The 16,795-nt window shown below is 69.3% G+C and carries 15 protein-coding genes and 1 pseudogene; 7 read left to right on the top strand and 9 right to left on the bottom strand.

Going from position 1 to position 16,795, the window contains the following annotated elements; translation table 11 throughout:
* Nucleotides 1–316: 316 nt before the first annotated feature.
* The 4 genes from HS104_36660 (at nt 317) to HS104_36645 (ending at nt 3,091) form a co-directional block, all read left to right on the top strand.
* Nucleotides 317–490 carry a hypothetical protein gene (locus HS104_36660; protein MBE7485488.1) on the top strand — a complete coding sequence of 58 codons (174 nt, stop codon included), beginning with the start codon at nt 317–319 and terminating at the stop codon, nt 488–490.
* 334 nt (nt 491–824) lie between these two features.
* Nucleotides 825–1,847 carry an NAD(P)-dependent alcohol dehydrogenase gene (locus tag HS104_36655; protein MBE7485487.1) on the top strand — a complete coding sequence of 341 codons (1,023 nt, stop codon included), beginning with the start codon at nt 825–827 and terminating at the stop codon, nt 1,845–1,847.
* A gap of 145 nt (nt 1,848–1,992) precedes the next feature.
* Nucleotides 1,993–2,334: a hypothetical protein gene (locus tag HS104_36650; protein ID MBE7485486.1), complete on the top strand. Its 342-nt coding sequence runs from the start codon at nt 1,993–1,995 to the stop codon at nt 2,332–2,334.
* 34 nt (nt 2,335–2,368) lie between these two features.
* Entirely contained in the window at nt 2,369–3,091 is a 723-nt protein-coding gene (locus HS104_36645; GenBank protein ID MBE7485485.1) for a DUF1962 domain-containing protein, read from the top strand.
* A 63-nt stretch (nt 3,092–3,154) separates the two neighbouring features.
* Here the strand turns inward: HS104_36645 and HS104_36640 are convergent, their stop codons facing one another.
* On the bottom strand, nt 3,155–4,054 hold the full coding sequence (locus HS104_36640) for a hypothetical protein (GenBank protein ID MBE7485484.1): 900 nt from the start codon (nt 4,052–4,054) through the stop codon (nt 3,155–3,157).
* 211 nt (nt 4,055–4,265) lie between these two features.
* A complete protein-coding gene (locus HS104_36635; protein ID MBE7485483.1) occupies nt 4,266–5,237 on the bottom strand; it encodes a polysaccharide deacetylase family protein in 972 nt (323 codons plus the stop codon).
* A gap of 58 nt (nt 5,238–5,295) precedes the next feature.
* Here HS104_36635 and HS104_36630 point away from each other — a divergent pair, with 58 nt between their 5' ends.
* Nucleotides 5,296–6,441: a hypothetical protein gene (locus HS104_36630; protein MBE7485482.1), complete on the top strand. Its 1,146-nt coding sequence runs from the start codon at nt 5,296–5,298 to the stop codon at nt 6,439–6,441.
* Between the two features lies 1 nt (nt 6,442).
* Here the strand turns inward: HS104_36630 and HS104_36625 are convergent, their stop codons facing one another.
* Nucleotides 6,443–7,027 carry a hypothetical protein gene (locus HS104_36625; protein MBE7485481.1) on the bottom strand — a complete coding sequence of 195 codons (585 nt, stop codon included), beginning with the start codon at nt 7,025–7,027 and terminating at the stop codon, nt 6,443–6,445.
* Between the two features lie 160 nt (nt 7,028–7,187).
* Between HS104_36625 and HS104_36620 the strand changes: the two genes are divergently transcribed.
* Nucleotides 7,188–7,541, top strand: a complete 354-nt coding sequence (locus HS104_36620; protein MBE7485480.1) for a hypothetical protein — start codon at nt 7,188–7,190, stop codon at nt 7,539–7,541.
* An 8-nt stretch (nt 7,542–7,549) separates the two neighbouring features.
* On the opposite strand, the gene HS104_36615 is transcribed toward HS104_36620, so the two are convergent.
* From HS104_36615 to HS104_36590, 6 genes and pseudogenes are all read right to left on the bottom strand, one after another.
* On the bottom strand, nt 7,550–9,037 hold the full coding sequence (locus HS104_36615; protein ID MBE7485479.1) for an FG-GAP repeat protein: 1,488 nt from the start codon (nt 9,035–9,037) through the stop codon (nt 7,550–7,552).
* Nucleotides 8,989–10,527: a trypsin-like serine protease gene (locus tag HS104_36610; GenBank protein ID MBE7485478.1), complete on the bottom strand. Its 1,539-nt coding sequence runs from the start codon at nt 10,525–10,527 to the stop codon at nt 8,989–8,991. The genes HS104_36615 and HS104_36610 overlap by 49 nt, the downstream gene beginning before the upstream one ends.
* Nucleotides 10,528–10,625: 98 nt before the next feature.
* Nucleotides 10,626–11,981, bottom strand: coding sequence for a serpin family protein (locus HS104_36605; GenBank protein MBE7485477.1), 1,356 nt, complete (start codon nt 11,979–11,981; stop codon nt 10,626–10,628).
* Nucleotides 11,982–12,132: 151 nt separating this feature from the next.
* Nucleotides 12,133–13,482 (bottom strand): serpin family protein, encoded by a 1,350-nt coding sequence (locus HS104_36600; GenBank protein ID MBE7485476.1) that lies wholly within the window; start codon nt 13,480–13,482, stop codon nt 12,133–12,135.
* Nucleotides 13,479–14,003 (bottom strand): winged helix-turn-helix transcriptional regulator, encoded by a 525-nt coding sequence (locus tag HS104_36595; GenBank protein ID MBE7485475.1) that lies wholly within the window; start codon nt 14,001–14,003, stop codon nt 13,479–13,481. The genes HS104_36600 and HS104_36595 overlap by 4 nt, the downstream gene beginning before the upstream one ends.
* Before the next feature lie 239 nt (nt 14,004–14,242).
* Nucleotides 14,243–15,387, bottom strand: a pseudogene (locus HS104_36590) (acyl-CoA dehydrogenase family protein).
* 270 nt (nt 15,388–15,657) lie between these two features.
* Here HS104_36590 and HS104_36585 point away from each other — a divergent pair.
* Nucleotides 15,658–16,377 (top strand): hypothetical protein, encoded by a 720-nt coding sequence (locus HS104_36585; GenBank protein MBE7485474.1) that lies wholly within the window; start codon nt 15,658–15,660, stop codon nt 16,375–16,377.
* Nucleotides 16,378–16,795: the final 418 nt, after the last annotated feature.

The following is a 16,795-nucleotide window of genomic DNA, read 5'->3' as shown; positions in this document are numbered from 1 at the left end:
ATCCGCCGATATGACCAGCAAACGCGCCAGGCGTGCCGCGCCGCCAGGCAGGCTGAGCTCCGCACCGAACGCCGTCTGCTCGTGCGCTCCCATCTCGCGCCGTCGGAAGCGCACGCTCGCGGGCCGCTCCGGAAACGCGAGCGCGTAGGACTGCCTCCGGCCCGAGTGCGAGAACCAGGGAACGACGAGCTCCCGCGCGTCGCTCACGAAGCCGAAGCCCGGCGCAAAGGAGTCTTCCCCGAACCACGCCACACGGTCGCCCAGGCGCAGGCGTCGGGTCACGGTTCCGCGGTTTTCGATCCGTGAGGCGAGCTCGATGGAACTTCGCGCTGGAACGATGGCGATCTCGGTGGTCACCCGCACGGAGGCGCTCTCCCGCACGACCGCCACGCGCGGGGTGGGGCCCGACAGGTCCGGCTCCACGCTGCGCACGACGCTCGGGACCTCTCTCCCGTCGAGCTCGACCACTGGCAAGACTCCGGTCAGCTGATCGTCCACCCACTCCCCCGCGGTCGCGTCCACCACCGCCCCCGCGAGGGGTCCCGTCCGCGCGATCACCAGCCGAAGCTCGGCGCTCGACAGGAGGAAGTCACCGGGCCGGCCCTGAGCGCGCGGCCCCGACGGAGCGAGCTTCGCCGACAGCACCTCGAGGCGTACCCCTCCGCGCTCGTCGGAGACGAAGCGGGCCGGCTGCGCCCTAGGGCACGCGCCGAACGTCACGGCGGCCAGGCCGAGCAGCCCGAGCGAGAGCGCGGGCGCGCGAGCCAGCGCCGACGTGAACGAACGCAACACGTTGAGGAGCTTATCCGGTAAGTTCGGCGCCGATGAAAGCGGTCGTCGTCTCCGGTGGCTTCGGGCTCGAGAACCTGCGCGTGGAGGAGCGGCCCGATCCCGAGCCGGGGCCCGGCGAGGTGGTGCTGCGCATGGGCGCGGTGTCGCTCAACTACCGCGATTTGCTGATGGTGCGCGGCAGCTACAACCCGCGGCAGCCGTTGCCGCTCGTGCCCGCTTCGGATGGCGTCGGGACCGTGGTCGCGGCCGGAGCGGGCGTGACGCGTGTCAAGGTCGGCGATCGGGTCTGCCCGATCTTCGCCACCGGCTGGCTCGCCGGCGAGCCTGCCCGCGACAAGCTCCGAACCACGCTGGGCGGTCCCCTGGACGGCACCCTGGCGGAGCTGTTCAAGGTGGGCGCGGAGGCCGTGGTGAAGATCCCGGCTTTCCTCTCCGACGTCGAGGCCGCCTGCTTGCCGTGCGCGGGGGTGACGGCGTGGAGCGCGCTGGTCACCCACGGCGCGCTGTCTGCCGGCGACACGCTGCTCGCGCTCGGGACCGGCGGTGTGTCGATCTTCGGGCTACAGCTCGCCAAGACCCTGGGCGCGCGGGTGCTGATCACGAGCTCCAGCGACGACAAGCTGGAGCGGGCCCGAGAGCTCGGCGCAGACGCGCTGATCAACTACCGGCGCGATCCGGAGTGGGGAAGAGCGGCGCGCGACCTGACCGATGGTCGAGGCGTCGATCACGTGCTCGAGGTCGGCGGCGCCGCCACCTTCGGCCACTCGCTCAAGGCCGTGCGCCCCGGGGGCACCATCAGCATCATCGGGAACCTGGGCGGCGGCTCCACGGAGCTCAACTTGCTCGGCGTGCTGATGCAGAACATCCGCCTGCAAGGCGTGATCGTCGGGCATCGCGAGTCGTTCGAGGCGCTCGTGCGCGCGGTGGCGCAGAACGAGCTTCACCCCGTGGTCGATCGAGTGTTCGGCTTCGACGAAGTGGGCAAGGCTCTCGAGCACATGGCCTCGGGCAACCACTTCGGCAAGATCTGCATCGACATCGCGGCGCGGCGCTGAGGCGCGTTTGCCGCCTCACGGCAAGGTCGAGGCTGCGCGCTGAATGCCGGTCGGCGGTCCGGCATCTCATCGCCAGAAGATGCTGAAACCTCACGGAAGCCGCCGGAGCCGCGGGGCCGCTGTCGCGCTGAGCTTGGTCGCGCTCGTGGCAGCACCTGCCGCCGCCTCGAACCAGCCCGGTGCCACGGCGCTGGTGCGCGAAGTCGAGCAAGCTGCGGCCAGCGTGCGCGTGGAGCTGCGCGCCGCTCGCGACGCCAACGATCCGGCGCGGACGCGCTGTGTGAGCGCGAAGCTCTCCGAGGTCCACGCCCAGCTGCGTTTGGCGGAACAGCAAGCGCGACTGCTCGCGAGCTCACGCGACGTCCAGCAGGGTCGCCGCCATCGCTACCTGCTCGGCGTCGCGCACGAGCGCGCGCACGAGCTGGCTCAGGCCGCGCGTCGCTGCGCCACCGCCCGGGCATCGTTCGTGCGCGTGGTACGCCGCTGACTCACTCGTGCGGCTGGGGTAGAGTGCGCCCCTCATGCGCCTGCCCACCTCCGTCTCGGTCCTCGTCCTCGCCTTCCTGTACAGCTGCAAGCCCGGCCCGGGCAGCTCCTGCGACAAGGGCGAAGCGCGCTGCGTCGACAAGAAGAGCCAGCTCGTCTGCCAGAAGGGCAGCTACATCCAGGCGCCCTGCAAGGGACCGCGGGGCTGCAGCCTGACGCCGAGCGGCGTGTCCTGCGACATCACCGGCAATCAGCCGGGCGACGTGTGCTCGACGGACGAGGAGGGCGCCTCCGCCTGCCTCGATCCGAAGACCAAGATCGTGTGCACGGACGGGAAGTTCGTGGCCACGAGCTGCCGCGGCCCGAAGGGCTGCGAGACCCAAGACGGGCGACCGCTGTGCGATCTGTCCATCGCCGAGCCGGGCGACGCCTGCCGGGAGGCCGACAAGACCAAGGCCTGTAGCGTGGACGGCAAGCAGTACCTGGCCTGCAAGGCCGGGAAGATGACCCTCGAGTTCCAGTGCCTGGGCCCGAACGGCTGCAAGTCCGACGGCGGTAAGCTCTCGTGCGACATGTCGGTCGCCCGCGACAAGGACCCCTGCACCGCCGAGATGGAGGGCAAACACGCCTGCAACCTCGACAAGAGCAGCATCGTGGTGTGCAAGGGCGGAAAATTCGTGATCGACGAAGAGTGCAAGAGCGGCACCAGCTGCAACGCCGAGGGCAGCATTCGGTGCGAGAAGCCGGGGAAGAAGTAGGCGCACAAAACGCCGAGGGCGCCGGCTGTCGGCGCCCTCGCTCGTTGACCGTGGAGCTTCGGCTCAGCTCTCGCGACGGCGGCGACCCATCGCCCAGGCGGCGATCAGGCCGAACGCGCCGAGCGCGAACGCCGCGCCGCCGGCACGCGGTCCGGGGGCGGTGGCGCAGCTGGCTTCGGCTTCGCCTTCGGCGCTGGCCTCGCACTTGCCGTTCTTACAGCTCGCCGTGGCGCTGCCGCTGGCGCTGGCGTTGATCGACGCCGTCCAGGCGGTCAGGGCGTTGAGGCACTCCTGCGCGTTGCCGGCGTGATCCACGTACTCGCCGTCGCACTTCACGGCGCCTTCGGGGCTCTCGCACTGCGCCTTGCAGCCGCCCTGCAACTGGGCGGTGCAGCTCGCCTGCAGGTTGCTTTGGCAGTCCACCTGGCAGCTCGTGTTGATCTTCGCCTTGCACTGACCCTTGCAGCTGGCCTCGCACTTGGTCTTGCAGTCGGGGAACTCACCGGTGCAGCTGCCCTTGCACTCGCCCTGACAGGTGGCCTTGCAGGACCCCTGGCAGCTCGACTTGCACTCCGAATCGGTGCCACACTTGCTCTCGCAGCTGCCCGCGCAATCCGCGTCGCAGCCCGCCGTGCAGTTGGCGGCGCAGTCGAACTTGACCTCGTCGCCAGTGCACTTCGTCTCACAGCCCTTGATGTCGCACGCGCCGGTGCACGAAGCATCCGCCTCGAGGTTGCACTGCCCCGAGCAGCTCACCTGGCCCTCGGCATGGCAAGCGGCCTCGAAGCTCAGGTTCGTGCACTCGACGTCGCAGCCGCCCTTGGCGACGGCTTCGCACTTGGCGCTGGCTTCGACGTGGATGTCCCCGCACGCTTCGAGCCCGGCGTGGGCGGTGGACGGGACGAGCATGGGCACCGCGAACGCGGCCGCGCCGATCAGGAAGGGTGCGATGAGTTTGTGCATGTTCGAGTCTCTCCTTGTTCCCTAAGCAGTGAAGCAGGCGGCGGGCGCCCCCATACTCCTACGGGGAAGTGCCCAGAACCTTCCATCGATTCTCGGGCAACGCAGTGTAGCAGCCCGTCGTCAGGGTGGGCCAAGCCCGGGCCCGTCCGCATCGGCCCAAGGGGCCTCCGCATCACTAGGACGGTCCGAAAGCGCCCCCCATTCAGGCCTCCTACTCGGGCCTACACGTCCGTTCGGGGCGTCGGCCGGATCCCAGGAAAGTACGTACCCCGCCTCCCGGAGCTTCTCCGCCATCAGGGGCAGCACCTCGAAGGTGGCGCTCGCGTGGATGTGGAACAGCACCACCGCCTCGGGCTTCGCGCGACCGAGGACGGTGGCGAGCAGGTCCTCCGCCGGACCTCGGCGCCGTGCGGCAGGCTGGCGTGCGCTCGACCCGCGCGTCCACGCCCATCAGCGGCGGGCGGAATAGCTTGCAGTCCCCGTCCCCCGCGCCCCGCGCGATCTCGTCCGTGATGCGCGCCTCGGTCATCCACGGCGCCGTCAGGTTCACGTGACTGTAGGTGTGGTTGCAGACGCGGTGCCCCTCGTCGCGCGCGCGCGCCACCCAGTCCGGGCGCGTCTTCGCCCAGCGACCGGAGGGGAAGAAGAGCGCGCGGATCGACAGCTCCTTCAGTCGGTCGAGCAGGCGATCGGCCTGGCGCCGGTCGTTCGGGCCGTCGTCGAAGCTGAGGATCAGGCGTGAGCCTTCGCCGGGCGCGGGCGCCAGCGGCATCGGCACTCGGGCACGAAACGTCCACTCCACGGGCTCGGCGCCGGCCGTCGTGACCTTCACCCGCTGCGGTCGTCCCTGGCGCCAGCGCTTCGGCGTGAACGAGAAGGTGCGGTCGTCGAGCCAGCGGGCGTCGCCGGCGACGTCGGGGAGGAGCTCGACGGCGACCGCTCCCGGTGTGACTGCCGCATCGAAGCGCACGATGACCGGCGCCTCCAGCGCCACGCGCTCTCCGGCGGGAGCCACGTCGACCACGCGCGGTACGGGAGCGGGGGCGGCCGCGGGCTCGCCGCCCGAGGGGGCGCGCTCTGCGATCGGCGCCAGGGCGACAGGCCCGGGCGCGGAGCGCGCGCTCGCCTGCGGCAGCGCCACCGCCACCGCCGAGAGCGCCAGGACCCGAGCCAGTCTTCGCACGGGCCTCAGGGTAGAAGAGTTGCGAAGCGCGCAGCAACAGCGGAGCATCACAGCTCCCATGCGCCGGTACTGGGCCCTGATCGCGGCAGCGTCGCTCGCGTGCGAGCGGCGGCCGCCGCCGAGCGCCGAGCCGGCGGCGACCAGCGTGCGCGCCGAACCGAGCGTGACCATGGCCAGCGCCGCGCCCGTCGCCAGCGTGAGGGTCCCGGCGCCGTCCGCCTCCGCCAGTTCCGCGGTTCGGGTCAAGCCTCCGCCGGAGCGCGCGCCGCCGCTCCCGACCTCGCTGCTCGAAGCCTTGCCGCGCCCCAGCGGCGCGGAGCACGCGGGCCTCCCGGGGCCCGTGGACGCGAGCCGTGACAAGCAGTGGCTCGAGCGCCTGGCCAGCGCGCCCATCACCGAGATCACCCGGAACCCGGGCGGCGCGACCATCACCATCAGGGTCCGCTTCGGCGACGGCAACCGCGCGGTGTGGAAGCCGGAGCAGAAGCACTCGGCCTCGAACTTCCGCTCCGAGATCGCCGCCTACCACCTGGATCGCATCGTCGGCTTCTCGCGCACCGCGGCGGTGGTGGGGCGATCCCTGGGTTACCCGCACGTGCTCGAGCACCTCGAGGCGTCGAACGCCGACCCGGAGTTCATCGAGCGCTTCCGCGCCGAGGTGCCCGCGCGCGACGGCCGCATCGCGGGCGCGATGATCGCCTGGCACGCCGGCAAGCTCGTGAGCGCCGAGCCGCCCAAGGGCTGGACCGAAGGGCTGCGCTCCAAGGAGCCGGTCCGCGAGGAGCTCGCACGACGAATGCCGGAGTGGAGCGACCTGATCGTCTTCGACTTCCTGATCGACAACACGGATCGCTGGTCGGGGGGGAACGTGCTGTCGCTGGGTGGCGGTGGCCTGATCTTCCTGGACAACGCCGCGGGCTTCGCGTCCTGGCGCGCTTCACGCGGCGAGACGAACCAGAGCCGCCTCGAGCCCATTTGCAGGTTCCGGCGCGCCACCGTGGAGGCGCTGCGTGCGCTCGGTCCCGCCGCGGCCCCCGAGGCGCGCCTGGGCGCGCGGCTCGAGCGCTCCCTGGCCGGTGACCCCCTGGCCCCGGTGCTCGGCAAGGCTCAGCTCAGGGCCGTGGACACCCGCGTCGAGCGGCTGCTCGAGCACGTGGAGCGCTGCACGACGGAGCTCGGGGAAGAGCTCGTGCTGTCGCTGTGAGTCACTTCGTCCCCTTCTCCAGCGCAATGATGCGGCGACGCGCCTCCTCGAGCTCCGCGCCGAGCGTCGCGCGGCGACTCTCGCTCTTGTCCAGCAGGCGCTTGGTCTCCTCGGCACGCGCACGCTCGACCCGGACCAGCTCGTCGTACGCGCGCTGCATGCGCTGATTGTCCGGGCGCACCTTGCCGAAGTAGATCCCCAGCGACCCCGCCAGGCACACCAGCAGAGCCAGGAGCCCCGCCACCGCGAGCTGACTGCCGCGCTGTCCCTGGGCGCGGAGGAGGAGCATGCGTCGCTCGTGCTCGTGCTGCTTCTCCAGGAGCTCGACCCTGGCCTGCGCGGCGGCCTCGGCGCGCGCGGTCTCGAGCGCGGCCTGAGACGCGGCGGCCAGGCGGATCTCCTCTTCCTTGCGGCGCTGGGCCTCGCGCAGGGCCTCCTGACTGGCGAGCAGCGCGGCCTCTTGTTCGGCGCGCTTCTTCGCCTGTGCGCGGTCGAGGGCTGCCTCGGCCGCCAGCCGGTGCTCCCGCAGCTCGCGTTCGCCGCGACCCTCGGCGGCGCCGAAGAGCCCGTTCAACGGGTGAAGCATCGAATCGTCCTTGCGCGACGCCATCCGGGAGACCTCCGTGACCGCTCCGCCCGAGCCCGGGGGTCACCACCCCGGTGAGACAACCGACTCCGGCTGGCCTTGGGAGGAGGACGGCGAGTATCGTCCGGGCGATGCTGCACGTCCGGGCAGGAGGTCGCGCTTGACCTACGTCGACCTGTGGGCCCGGGCGTTTCTGCTGACGCTGGGGAGCGAGCTCGCGCTGGCGCCCTGGCTCCTCGACAGCTCGGAACCCCGCCGGCGGCGCATCGCGGCGGTCGCGGCGGCCAACGTGCTCAGCCACCCCGCCGTTTGGTTCGTCTTCCCGGAGCTCGGGCTGACCTACACGCCGATGCTGATCGTGGCCGAGCTCTGGGCCTTCGGCTCCGAAGCGCTGCTCTACCGCCTGGTGTTCCCGACGCAGCCGTGGCGGCAGGCCATCGCCGTGAGCGCGCTCGCGAACGCGCTGTCGCTCGGGCTCGGGCTGGTGCTCCGGGGTGCCGGCTTGACGATCTGACCGTTGCGTCAGCGAAGCAGGCGTGGTGCGGGTCCAGCCGAGATGACCGTCCCGTCGAAGCGGACCTGCGCGGCGCTCGCGGGAACGAACGCCGGCCTGGCTGCGGTCACCGCGCGCCCGAAATGTCCGCCCTCGGTGAGTGTTCCGCCGACGGTCGCCTGAGTCGCCGGCGAGACGGTTGACGCCGAGATGGGCGAAGAGTCCGAGAGCCGTACGAGCGCGACCCATCCAGCCTCGCGGATGTCGGCCTTGCCGATCTCGGGGCCCGGAAAGGTCTCGTTCGGGGCGCTGAGGATGAGCACGCCATTGGCGGTCCCGCCGACGGTCTGCCCGAAGGCGTTGCCCGCCTTGGACGTGCCCTGCAAGTCGCTCTCTCGCCAGAGAGCTTGACCGACTCCGGTGAGCCCTTGCGCGCTTCCACGAAGAACATGCGCCGCGCCGGCAGCGTCGTCCTCTCCCCACGCACCCACGACGAGGTCGTCGAACCCGTCGGTGTCCGCCGCGGTGATTGCCAGCCCTTGGCCAAACTGATCGCGAACCTCCGAGAGATCCTTGATCGCCGTGCCCCCCGCCATGCTGCCCTGTTTCAGGTGTTGGGCCCCGGCAGTGGTCAACCCACCGGGTCCGCCGCGGACGATGGTCACCGCCCCCACGTTCAAGACCTTCGTGATCTTCCCGCCCTTCCCGAACGTGAGCCCGCCCCTGGGCTCCGAGGCTACCGCGAGGTCGATGCACGGCCTGCCGTTGTAGCTGTCTCCGTTGAAGTTCCCCGCCGCGAGCACGTAGCCGAAGTGATCGGCTGCCTTGGGTGAGCCCGCGCCAAGCGCCATTGACTTGTCGATCCGCTGCCAGGCGCCACCTTGCCCTGCCACCGGGAGCGCCAAGCCGGAAGAGCCACCATACGCGACGATCACCGCTCCGGCCTCGATTCCCTGGACCTCGGCTCCGCCCATTCCGATCGCCAGGTCCTCGAAGCCGTCGCAGTTGAAATCGCCGGACGTCAAGGAAGAAGGGAAGGCGGACCCGCTGACGCCGAACGTGGACGCGGTGAGGGTCTGCTTCGCCGTGAGCGGGAAAGCACCAGTGCCGCCACCCGTCATCACGTGAACGCCACCGGTGCGTCCAATCGCCAGGTCATCCGCGCCGTCCCCGTCGAAGTCGCCGGCAGAGAGGGCGCCGCCAAAGTAGCCCCACTGGGACGGCTTCTCGCCGAACGTCGCGCGATCGACCGATTTGGAGTCAACGAAGGGCGCGGTGCTCTTGGCAGGGTTGTACCGCATCCACTGCACCACGCCGGCGTTCTTCACGGTTCCCACGGCCCTGCCGGGCGCGCCGGTGACGAGCTCCGCCAGCCCGCTCGCGCTCTTGCTGAAGTTGCCCCATGCCATGGCGAAACCGTAAGCGTCAGCGGCCTCCGGAGTTGGAAGCCCCGCCTCCCCGTCGAGGTTCAGGTCGAGCTCGTCCTTGTAGAGGGTCCCGTCCGCGTCCTTCGACACCAGGTACACGAGGCCTTTGGTGGCCTTGATCGAGCCGGGCGTGGAGAACGACTCTTGCTGAAGCTCGGCGCGGAGATGGCGAACGACTCCTCGTCATCGGGCTCGAAGAACCTGAAACCACGCGGGAACAGGTGAGCGGCCGAGGTGAGACCCTTCCCGGCCTGACCGAGGTAGATGTGCTCGGTTCCGTCGCTCTGTACGGCGACAAGGTCGTCGGTGCCGTCCTTGTTCACGTCGCGCGGCGCGACGTACTGGTAGCTCGAGACGAGGCTCAGGTTCGTCGGGACGGGCGTTGCGGGGTTGAACCCGATGACGCCGGGGAGGTACAGCGGGACTCCGTTGATGTAGGCGAAGAGATCCTGGATCCCGTCCTTGTCGAAGTCGCCGTGCTGGATCATCGCGCGGTCGGAGCCAGCAGGCAGGATCTTCGGGATGCCGGTTGGAGGGAGAGTGAACACCACGCCACCTGGCCCGCCCAGCTGGACCTCGACGAAGAGGTGACCCGCGAGCTCCTTGATGAAGAAGGTGTCGAGGTGTCCGTCGAAGTTGATGTCCATCTGGACCGGCGGCATCGCGGACGCGAGGACTGCTCGCGCGAAGTCGCGAAAGGCGGAGGCGGCGACGATCCTCGTGAAGCGTGGATCGAGCTCCGAGGCACCCGAGGGGCAGGTGAACCCTCGGTCGCCATCGACGGACTGAATCACCCCGAGCACGTCCTCCTTGCCCTTGATAGGGTCGTTGGGGTCGATGCACGGCCCACCAGAGTCGCCGCTGTACGGCATGACACCTGTCCCTAGGTCGTCGTGGGTGACGCCGCCACCCTTCATGACCGTGAAGCCCACGGAGGCTGGCGGCTGGGTGGTGTACGGGAACGGGGCCGGGTAGGGTCGAACGACGAAGTCGGCGAATCGCAGCGGCGGCCCCGCCGAGCCGCAGAGCGCGGAGCGCCCGTAGCCAAAGCAGGTCGTCGGTTTCAGGAAGAGGTTCGGCGTGTCCAGATCGGAGATGGGCCGGAAGTGCCCGGTGGTGCTCCCGGCGAGGTTGAACGGGCTCGCCAGATGCACCAGCGCGATGTCGGTATCGGGATTGCCGAAGCAATTGTGTGCTCCGACCCGAGGATGGAAGACGAAGCGATCCGCCTTTCGGGACTGGTGACCCAAAGTGATGTCGCCGAGCGTGACATCGACCTCGTTCGGCTGGACCGCCGCGCAAGCGCCCCCGCAAGCGTTGCTGACCACGTGCCACGCGGTGAGGACCCACTCGTTCGTCAACAGCGTGCCGCTACCTTGCGAACATTGGGCGCCGCCCTGAATCGTGCGGAGATGAACGTTCTTCGAGACCTCGACTTGCACGGGATCGGTGATCGCGGTGCCGTTGATGATCGCGTCGCCGCGGTCGCCGATCGGCTCGGCGCGGTCCTCGACGGAGGCACACGCGATCACGGCGATGACGACACAGAGACCCGCAGATGCTCGCGCGGCTTTCGACATGGCACTCCTCCGAGTCGAGGGTGTACTGGGCGAGCAGCCGTGGCCGTCAGATCTATGTCAGATCTCGCTGTACTGAAAGATCCGACGCAGCGGTACCTTCAACCACCTGGTGCGACGATGCGGCCCGCGAACAGCACGGCGCCGGAGCGGCGGTCGTGGATGAAGAACAGGAACGGGTGGTCGACTTTGACCTCGGGCGGCGGAGGGGAGTCGCTCACGATGGTCCTCATGACAACTGCAGTACCCGCTGACGCCTCTGTACCCTTCTCCGAGGTCTCGACGAATGCCTTGTGATACACGTCCTCGATGTACAGTGTCGGGGGGCGCCTGGTGATGCCGGAGAAGTCCGCGCTGGTCGTGAAAGCCAGCAGCATGCCGAGCTTCTCGAGTGGCGACTTGAGCTTGAATCGCACCGTAGCCGTGAAGCGCGGCAGCCAGAGGCTCACCCGCGTCGGCCTGAGCTCCGGCACGTACGCGCCGACCCCCTCGCGGCCGAAGCGCTTCTCCAGGTCGGGCAACCCGTTCCGCGTCTTGGGCAGGACGATGACCATGGCCAACTCCGGTCCGTTGCCTCGCGCGTACGGGAGCTCGACCACCTGGGCGTCCGCGAGCGCCGCGTAGCGCGCCTCGACCGTTCCTCGCATGGTCGGGAGCGAGCGCGGCGTCACGCCGTTGACGAAGAAGCGCTCGTCGCGAGTCGCAGCTTCGGAGAAGGGAGTCGCCCAGCGGCCGTGGAAGTAGATGGCATTGGTCAAGACCAACTGCACGAGCTCGTGGATGCTGCCCTTCGGGCGTCGCGGTCGTTCATGGTCTCGTCCAACTCCGCAGGAGTTGATCCTCTGCCTCGACGCCTCCGGTTGGCTCTGGAAATCGAGCTGCTCCAGCGGCGCGCGGTAGTGCAGGCGAGTGACCTCCGCGAACTCCGGCACGAGCTCCATGCCCTTCTGCGGCCAGAGCCGATTCGCCAGCCGAACCTCCGGCGCTCCCCGGAGCGGCTCCGAGCCCAGCTTCTGGATCAGCTTGGCGTACCCGGCGTGGGTCTCCGTTGCGTCCCGCCCGAGGTGCAGCACCTTCGCCATCTCCTCCGCCGTCTCTCCTCGCGCGCCCGCGTAGGTCATGGTGAGCGCCACGGAGATGCTCAGGGGAGAGTAGATGAGGTTCCCCTTTTCCTTTGCGGAGAGCTCGCGATGGAGGTCGCGGGCGAAGGCGTTGACGGAGTCCGCGAGGGAGGCCGGAACGACGGGTTCCGCGGGTGACCCTTCGGCCGCATCGACCGAGGCGTCGCCCGATCCCGCCGCGCCGACATCGGCGCTGGAATCCAGCGGCGTTCCGGCCTCCGGGTCGGCGTTCGCGGGACGTGCCGGGTGCGCGGGCTCGTTCGGCGGAGGGCTGCACGTCGCGGCCACGGCGCCGGCGAACAGCAGAAGAGACACCGCGCGGGAGGGCGAGCTCATCGCGCGACCTCGCAGGGCACGAAGAACAGGCGGACAGCGGGCTTTCGACATGGCAGTCCTCCGAGCCTCGAGAGTGTACCGGGCGAGTCCACGTAGCCGTCAGATCCACGTCAGATCTCGCTGTGCCGAACGATCCGACGCGACCGTACCTTCAACCACCTGGTGCCACGATGCGGCCCGCAAACAGCACGGCGCCGGAGCGGCGGTCTCGGACAAAGAAGAGGAAGGGGTGGTCGACCCGCATCTCTGGTGTCGGGGACTCGCTGATACCGACCATCACAACGGCCGTCGCTGCGGCTGCGGTAGTTCCCCGCTCCGTCGTCTCGACGAAGGCCTTGTGGAATACTTGGTCGATGTGCAGACCGGGGCGCCCGGTGATGCCTGAGAAGTCCGCCTCCGAAAAGGCCAATGTCATGCCGAGCTTCTTCAGGATCAAACTGAGCTCGTAGTGCCGAGTCGCCGTGAAGCGCGGCAGCCAGAGGCTCACCCGCGTCGGCCTGAGCTCCGGCACGTACGCGCCGACCCCCTCGCGGCCGAAGCGCTTCTCCAGGTCGGGCAACCCGTTCCGCGTCTTGGGCAGGACGATGACCATGGCCAACTCCGGTCCGTTGCCTCGCGCGTACGGGAGCTCGACCACCTGGGCGTCCGCGAGCGCCGCGTAGCGCGCCTCGACCGTTCCTCGCATGGTCGGGAGCGAGCGCGGCGTCACGCCGTTGACGAAGAAGCGCTCGTCGCGAGTCGCAGCCTCGGCAAAGGGAGTCGCCCATCGGCCGTGGAAGTAGACGGCGTTCGTCAGGACCAGGCGCACCTCCTCATGGATGCTGCCCTTCGGGAGCAGCTCGGCAATTCGTTCCTTGGTCTCGTGCTCCACCCAGGAGTTGATCCTCTGCCTCGACGCCTCCGGTTGGCTCTGGAAATCGAGCTGCTCCAGCGGCGCGCGGTAGTGCAGGCGGGTGACCTCCGCGAACTCCGGCAGGAGCTCCATGCCCTTCTGCGGCCAGAGCCGATTCGCCAGCCGAACCTCCGGCGCTCCCCGGAGCGGCTCCGAGCCCAGCTTCCGGATCAGCTTGGCGTACTCGGCGTGGGTCTCCGTTGCGTCCCGCCCGAGGTGCAGCACCTTCGCCATCTCCTCCGCCGTCTCTCCTCGCGCGCCCGCGTAGGTCATGGTGAGCGCCACGGAGATGCTCAGGGGAGAGTAGATGAGGTTCCCCTTTTCCTTTGCGGAGAGCTCGCGATGGAGGTCGCGGGCGAAGGCGTTGACGGAGTCCGCGAGGGAGGCCGGAACGACGGGTTCCGCGGGTGACCCTTCGGCCGCATCGACCGAGGCGTCGCCCGATCCCGCCGCGCCGACATCGGCGCTGGAATCCAGCGGCGTTCCGGCCTCCGGGTCGGCGTTCGCGGGACGTGCCGGGTGCGCGGGCTCGTTCGGCGGAGGGCTGCACGTCGCGGCCACGGCGCCGGCGAGCAGCACAAGAGACACCGCGCGGGAGAGCGAGCTCATCGCGCGACCTCACCGGGCACGAAGAACAGGCCGCCGGTGATGCGATATCCGACGCCACGTCGAGTATCGATGGGATCCGGCCATCCCGCGCGACGGAACCTCTCGCGGATCTCGTAGACGTGATTGCGGACGCTGGCCCCGTCGCCCGCGACACGGAGGCACCGCTTCTGGAGAGCGTGCGCGGACTGTGCGCTCTGGTCGGCGGTCACCAGCGCGCGCAGAATCTCGTATTCGGCCGGGCGCAGCAGGAGCTCGTCCCCATGCGCCGAGACGGAGCATCGATCCTCGTTCAGTTGGACTCGCGCGCCGCAGGTCGCGAGCAGCGGACTGGCTCGCGACATCGCCGCGTCCAGCCGCGCCGCCAGCTCGTCGGAGTCACAAGAGCGCAAGACGTAGTCCAGGGCGCCTGCGCGAAGCGCGCGGGCGGCACACGGCGTGGCCCCGGTGCCGCCCACACACACCACGCGCGTGCGATGGCAAGTCTCCTCGCTGAGCAGCCCAGGCGATGCCAGGACGTCCAAGACGACTAGCTCGACCAATTCGGGCGGGGGGACGTCGCCAAGTGCGTCTGCAATCGCCCGCGCCGCACCATGCTTCGACGGTTGCCAGCTCGGGCGGCTGGAGTCCAATCGCCATCACCAGTGATGGGCGCCCGGCGGGCGTCTCGGATTGCTGCGGGCGTCCCCTTCCCGTCATACGGACGAGATTACTGGATCGCTCGCCTCCGCGCCATGACCTCAGGCACATGGCTGAGGCAACGTCAGATCCCCAGCTGCTTCGCGATGATCACCTTCATGATCTCGTTCGTGCCGGCGAAGATGCGCTGCACGCGGGCGTCCATGTAGGCCCGCGAGATCGGGTACTCGAGCATGTAGCCGTAGCCGCCGAACATCTGCAGGCACTCGTCCACCACCTCGCCCACCATGTCGGTGTGCCACAGCTTCGCCATCGAGCACTCCTTGACCAGGAACTTCCCGGCCAAATGCTCTTGCACCAATCGGTCCGCGAAGGCCCGGCCCACCTCGACCTTGGTCGCGACCTCGGCGAGCTTGAACTTCGTGTTCTGGAAGCTGGCGATGGGCTTGCCGAAGGCGCGGCGCTCCTTCACGTACTCGAGCGTGTCCGCGAGGATCTGCTCGGCGCTGGCCTGCGCGCCCAGCGCGACCACGAGGCGCTCCTGAGCCAGCTTCTGCATCAGCATCATGAAGCCGGCGCCCTCCTCGTTGAGCCGGTTCGCCACGGGCACGCGGCAGTCCTCGAAGGCCAGCTCCGAGGTGTCCTGAGAGGCCATGCCCATCTTCTTCAGCTTCTTGCCCTTGACAGACCGGGGCGATCCGCCTCCACCACGATCAGCGAGATGCCGTGGTGCGCGCTCTTCGGATCGGGATCCGTCTTCGCCGCCACGATGCACAGATCGCAGAGGATCCCGTTCGAGATGAAGGTCTTCTGCCCGTTCAGCACGTAGTCGTCGCCGTCGCGCACGGCCGTGGTGGCGATGTTCGCGAGGTCGCTGCCGGTGCCGGGCTCCGTCATCGCGATCGCCGTCACCAGATCGCCGGACGCGCAGCCCGGGAGCCAGCGCTTCTTCTGCGCGTCGCTGCCGAACTCGTGGATGTAGGGCACGATGATGTCGGAGTGGAGCGAGATCGCGAAGCCGGACTCGTAGCTCTTCGACAGCTCCTCGATCACCACCACGGAGCAGAGGAAGTCGCCGCCTGGCCCACCGTGCTCGGTCTCGAGCCAGGGACACAAGAAGCCGCCGGCGCCGGCCTTGCGCCAGGCTTCCCGGTCCACGATGCCCTGCTCGCGCCAGCGCTCCTGGTTCGGCAAGATCTCGCGCTCGACGAACTTCTTGAAAGACTGGCGAAACTGCTCGTGCTCCTCGCTGAATAGATTCCGGTCCACGGGGCCTCCGCGGCGGATTGTACCGGTCTCGACTTCCGCTGTCTTGGCACGAGCGGATCGCGATCCGCCACTGAGGCCGAGACTCACGAGAGCACCGGCGGGGCCGGCGCACTCCCGGCGCTAGGTGGGAACTTCCGCCTGGCGTCTCCCGAGTGGGTCTCGACGACGACCTCGATGAAGGCAGGGCGCGGCGGCAGCCACGGGGCGCCAAAGGGCGAAACCCGAGGCGTGGAGTGGCGCGAGGCGTCGTCCTGACTTAAAAAGGCGGCCATGTCCCGCTCCCCGTACTCGCTCGGCTTGGTGCTCGCGCTCGCTGCCTGCGGCAAGACGTCCGGCGACGGCGCGGGGCCGGCCTCCACCGCCGGCACCAGCGTGGCGGAGCCTCCGGCGCAGGGCGGCGAGGTGGCGCGCCCGGCGGCGACGGAGCTCGCGCCCTTCGCGGTCGGGCAGTGGTCGAAGTACCGGGTCACCATGGACGACGGCGCGACCACTGAGATCACCTACAAGATCGTCGGCGAGGAACAGGGTGCGCACTGGCTGGAGATCGTGCGGGGCGCCGCCAACGCCGGGACCGTGATGCAGCTCCTGGTCAAGCTGAAGAGCCGCAGCGATCCGAGCGGCCTGGACATCCAGGCCGCGCGCATCCGCATGCCGAACGACCAGATCCGCGAGCTGCGCGACGAGACCCTGAAGGTCAGCGCCGAGGGCTACAAGCGGGCGCTCGCCGACATCTTCGTCCCGAGCCTGGCCGGCGCGCCCCAGGAGGACGTGACGGTGCCCGCCGCCACCTTCCGCGGCGCCTACAAACGCGAGCAGAAGGTCGAGACGAAACAGGCTTCGTCGGACCAGTGGGTGTGGATCCACCCCGCGGTGCCGATCAGCGGAGTGGTGAAGTCCGAAGAGATCGGCAAGCCGAACAAGACGGAGCTTTTGACCTGGGGCGTGAGCGGCGCGAAGAGCGAGATGCAGCGCGAGAAGGCCGCGCCTTAGAGCCCCATGGCGCGTGCGTCGGCGCGCGTCGGCGCGTTCTTCGACGTCATCGCGCGCTGCGACAACGCGTACCTCCAGAACGGCTGGGAGCAGGTCGACGGAGCAAACGTCTTCGGCGGCGGAGTGCGAGCGGGCGTGGAGGCAGAGCTGCTGAAGCTCTGCCCCGGAGTCGATCCAGCGCCAGATAGTGGCGAGGTCGTTGGGGACGCGATCGACGCTGGACCAGCAATGCGTCGAGCGGAGCGTCTTCGGGGAGCGCGTCACACGTCCAGCTACGGCACCAGTGGCCCGTGGTCGCTCACTCGCCGCACGACCTCGTTGTCCACGACGCCGCACGTCTTCTTGCCGCGCCCCACCTGCTCACCTCGGGAGCGCGCTTCGCCGTGCTGTGGTACCTTGATCGCGATGAATCCCACCA

It is taken from the genome of Polyangiaceae bacterium (genome assembly GCA_015075635.1).
In the GTDB taxonomy this organism is placed as follows: domain Bacteria; phylum Myxococcota_A; class Polyangia; order Polyangiales; family Polyangiaceae; genus JADJKB01.
Note: the sequence above shows the minus strand (reverse complement) of the source record. Positions and strands in the feature narration are given on the sequence as shown.

Coding starts and splice junctions, on each gene's coding strand:
- HS104_36660 (MBE7485488.1), top strand. CDS start 317: ATGGAACTTCGCGCTGGAACGATGGCGATCTCGGTGGTCACCCGCACG.
- HS104_36655 (MBE7485487.1), top strand. CDS start 825: ATGAAAGCGGTCGTCGTCTCCGGTGGCTTCGGGCTCGAGAACCTGCGC.
- HS104_36645 (MBE7485485.1), top strand. CDS start 2,369: ATGCGCCTGCCCACCTCCGTCTCGGTCCTCGTCCTCGCCTTCCTGTAC.
- HS104_36640 (MBE7485484.1), bottom strand. CDS start 4,054: ATGCACAAACTCATCGCACCCTTCCTGATCGGCGCGGCCGCGTTCGCG.
- HS104_36630 (MBE7485482.1), top strand. CDS start 5,296: ATGCGCCGGTACTGGGCCCTGATCGCGGCAGCGTCGCTCGCGTGCGAG.
- HS104_36625 (MBE7485481.1), bottom strand. CDS start 7,027: ATGCTTCACCCGTTGAACGGGCTCTTCGGCGCCGCCGAGGGTCGCGGC.
- HS104_36610 (MBE7485478.1), bottom strand. CDS start 10,527: ATGTCGAAAGCCGCGCGAGCATCTGCGGGTCTCTGTGTCGTCATCGCC.
- HS104_36605 (MBE7485477.1), bottom strand. CDS start 11,981: ATGAGCTCGCCCTCCCGCGCGGTGTCTCTTCTGCTGTTCGCCGGCGCC.
- HS104_36600 (MBE7485476.1), bottom strand. CDS start 13,482: ATGAGCTCGCTCTCCCGCGCGGTGTCTCTTGTGCTGCTCGCCGGCGCC.
- HS104_36585 (MBE7485474.1), top strand. CDS start 15,658: ATGTCCCGCTCCCCGTACTCGCTCGGCTTGGTGCTCGCGCTCGCTGCC.